The 3707-nt window shown below is 36.6% G+C and carries 2 protein-coding genes and 1 pseudogene; 1 reads left to right on the top strand and 2 read right to left on the bottom strand.

All coding sequences use genetic code 11. The features are described 5' to 3' along the window. Nucleotides 1-612: 612 nt before the first annotated feature. Nucleotides 613-768 (top strand): annotated as a pseudogene (locus tag GXZ93_07445) (IS256 family transposase). Between the two features lie 686 nt (nt 769-1454). Here the strand turns inward: GXZ93_07445 and groL are convergent. Both groL and GXZ93_07435 read right to left on the bottom strand, forming a co-directional pair. After that, entirely contained in the window at nt 1455-3095 is a 1641-nt protein-coding gene (groL, locus tag GXZ93_07440; protein ID HHT79606.1) for a chaperonin GroEL, read from the bottom strand. Nucleotides 3096-3182: 87 nt separating this feature from the next. Beyond that, the gene (locus GXZ93_07435) at nt 3183-3470 is read right to left on the bottom strand and encodes a co-chaperone GroES (GenBank protein ID HHT79605.1); all 288 of its coding nucleotides are present in this window, start codon (nt 3468-3470) and stop codon (nt 3183-3185) included. Nucleotides 3471-3707 lie beyond the last annotated feature (237 nt).

The raw sequence follows: 3707 nt of genomic DNA, 5'->3' as shown, positions 1-3707 counted from the left end.
TATTTTAGTAAAATATATTTTTATTATAATACCTTCTGCTTATAAAATAAAAGATATAAATGATTTTATGTTAGTAATTATATTTTTTAGAAAGAATATTTTTTTGTTTATTTATACCTTTTAATCTTTAATATCTACATTTGATGCCTCATCTTGCAGGCAAATTATTAATAAAGCATATATTAACCTATAAGAGATTTTAGAGCATTTATAGAATAAAATTTTTACCATAGAGGCTTTCTTAAAGTCAGTATTTTTGTGTATTCTTTAAAAATTGTAAAGGTATGGATATCTTTTAAAATCGTCCTGCAAGTGATAAATACTTGCATTATTTTTCTAATACAAGACAGATTATTAGGCTCTCTTTGAGAAAAGACCTGTTAAAGCACTATACATATTTCCCATAAACAACACACTTCAGCATACTTCTGCTTAGTAATTCTTTTGATAAGATAATCTTTAAAGACATAAGAATTACTCCAGCAGATGGTATATTTTTTTGCAAAAAACAATTATAGAAGGCTTAAAATATTCGAGAACATAGATTCTTGAATATTGGCAGACTATTAAGCCTTCTATAGTAAATCGAAAGCACCATAGAAGGTATTTTTTATGACAAAAAAAGAACCGTGTCATATAAAACCACTGAACAAAAAACAAGAAAACATTATCAACTCTTTCATTGAAGAATACAACATCAAAACTGCAGAAGATATCCAGGAGACTCTTAAAATTCTTCTGGGTGGTACGATTAAAAGCATGGTGGAAGCCGAGAGACAGACCGTCTCGGTTATGAGAAGTCCGGGCGTGCAGGCACAGGCAACTATTATAACAGTACTAAAAAGAAAACTGTCCGCAGTCATTGCAATGAATTTGAGCTTGGAGTTTCACAAGATCGCAACAGTAGCTTTATTCCGAAAGTCGCCAAAAAGCACCAGAAAGACATCTCAGAGGTTGACAAAAGATTATCAGCATGTGCCCGAAGTCTTATAACTCGCCAAATTTAAGACCAAATTGAAGAAATCTATGGCTTCTGGTGTAACGATCCCTCATTTCCAATGCAACAGGTAAAATCCTTCAAGAGATTGGTTCAGTCTATGGAAAAACTCTGCGTCATGCACGAAGAGAGGCTCTCGGACTAATTCCCCTCCCTATATAGCTCAAGGAACTCTCTGTTGAGAGACTCTTTGACATCTCTTTTATCACATTTTACACAATAACGGCTAAGGAAAGTCTTGATTTTGACGGCCTTTCTTCCCAGTAATCAATTTGGTTTACCATAGGAGACTAAGTTACAGAAAAGTTCTCATACACCTGAAAAAAACTAGATATAGTCCCAAATTATACATCCTCTCCTTCCCTAAAAGAAAGAGACCGACTCATTAAGCCGGTCTCTTTTATATATGTCAACCTGCGCAAGGCAGTCTGTCGACAATCGGAGCTTTTGGGTTAAATTACATACCCATTCCGCCCATACCGCCGGGATAGCCGCCGCCCTGAGGCATTGGAGGCATTTTATCCTTTTCAGGTTTTTCAGCAACAATAACTTCTGTTGTGAGAAGAAGAGCTGCAATGGAAGCTGCATTCTGAAGAGCGCTTCTTGTAACTTTGGCAGGGTCAATAATGCCTGCTTCAATCATGTTTACATATTTGCCTGTTGCCGCATCAAGGCCTTCGCCATCAGAAAGTGATTTAACCTTTTCAACTATTACCGAACCTTCAAGTCCTGCATTGTTAGCAATCTGCCTTATAGGTTCTTCAAGAGATTTGATAACTATCATTGCTCCTGTCAGAACATCGTCTGAAAGTGATTTCAGTTCGATTTTCTTTACAACATCTACCAGTACAACTCCGCCACCAGGAACTATGCCTTCCTCAACAGCTGCTTTTGTGGCTGAAAGAGCATCTTCAATTCTGTGTTTCTTTTCTTTAAGCTCAACTTCAGTTGCTGCTCCTACTTTTATAACTGCAACTCCGCCTGATAGTTTTGCAAGTCTTTCCTGCAGTTTTTCTTTGTCAAAGTCTGAATCACTCTGCTCGATTTCAGTTTTAATCTGTTTGATTCTTCCTTTTATTGCATCTACGGTGCCTTTGCCTTCAACAACTGTGGTATTTTCTTTGTCAACCTTAACCTGTCTTGCTGAACCAAGCATATCAAGAGCAACGTTTTCAAGCTTCATGCCTAATTCTTCACTTATAACCTTACCGCCTGTAACAATTGCGATATCTTCAAGCATAGCTTTTCTTCTGTCGCCGAAACCCGGAGCCTTTACCGCAACGCACATTATGGTTCCTCTTAGTTTGTTTACAACGATTGTTGCAAGTGCTTCGCCTTCAACATCTTCAGCAATAATCAGTAAAGGTTTTCCGCTCTGCATAACTTTTTCAAGAACAGGTACCAAATCGCTTACGGCAGATATTTTCTGGTTTGCAATCAGTATATAAGGATCGTTTAAAACTGCTTCCATTCTGTCAGGATCAGTTACCATGTATGGTGAGAGGTAGCCTTTGTCAAACTGAAGACCCTCAACAAGTTCAATTTCAATTCCGAATTTGTTTGATTCTTCAACAGTTATAACTCCGTCTTTTCCAACTTTTTCCATAGCGTCCGCTATAGTCTGACCGATTACCGTATCAGCAGCTGATATGGCTGCAACTTCAGCGATTTTCTTTTTGTCTGTTGAAACATCTTTGGATGCTTTTCCGATTTCTTTTACAACTGCATCAACGGCAAACTCTATACCTTTTTTAAGCTGAAGCGGATTAGCGCCTGCAGCAACGTTTCTTAAACCTTCTTTAACCATAGCCTGTGCAAGAAGCGTAGCTGTTGTTGTTCCGTCGCCTGCCACATCATTTGTTTTTGTTGCAACTTCTTTTAGAAGCTGAACTCCTGTATTTTCAAACACATCTTCTACTTCAATTTCCCTGGCGATTGTAACGCCGTCATTTGTGATTGTGGGAGCCCCGTATTTCTTTTCAAGAACCACATTTCTCCCCCTGGGGCCAAGTGTGATTTTTACTGCATCAGCGATGATATTAACGCCTCTTTCAAGAGACCTTCTCGCTGACTCATCGTATTTTAAATCCTTTGCCATATTATATTCCTCCTTAGATCATTAAAACCTTTAAAAATTCATGTTTTTAAAAAACTGATTTTTGTCCGGCCGGTACCTGACAGATTTTTACTCTATTACCGCCAGAACGTCGCTTTCCCTTATTATCAAGTGTTCTTCACCATTGATTTTAACTTCTGTTCCCGAATATTTTGAATACAGAACTTTGTCGCCTTTTTTTACATCCATGGCTATTCTGTTTCCTGATTCATCTTTTGCGCCAGGACCCACAGAGATAACTTCTCCCTCTTGTGGTTTTTCTTTGGCTGTATCCGGAAGAACAATTCCGCTTGCAGTTTTTTCTTCACTTGCCTTTGGCTTGATAAGCAATCTGTCACCTAATGGTCTGTAACTCATTACTAATACCTCCTTTAAATGGTAAATATTTATGTTTTTACACAAATTGACATTTAAAAATCAGCACTCTGACTTTTAGTCTGCTAACAATGAAAGATTTTAGTACATTAAAAATTAAAAATCAAGAAATTCCATTAAAATTTTTAAAATAATTTAGTAATATAATAATAAATTATATTTACTTTTATTTACTAAATAATTTTACTTTATAATTTTTTACGATCCAAGGATTTTTTT

Source organism: Actinomycetota bacterium, assembly GCA_012837825.1.
In the GTDB taxonomy this organism is placed as follows: domain Bacteria; phylum Actinomycetota; class Humimicrobiia; order Humimicrobiales; family Humimicrobiaceae; genus Humimicrobium.
Note: the sequence above shows the minus strand (reverse complement) of the source record. Positions and strands in the feature narration are given on the sequence as shown.

Excerpts from the sequence above, each read along its gene's own strand:
- groL (HHT79606.1), bottom strand. The coding sequence starts at position 3,095 with ATGGCAAAGGATTTAAAATACGATGAGTCAGCGAGAAGGTCTCTTGAA.
- GXZ93_07435 (HHT79605.1), bottom strand. The coding sequence starts at position 3,470 with ATGAGTTACAGACCATTAGGTGACAGATTGCTTATCAAGCCAAAGGCA.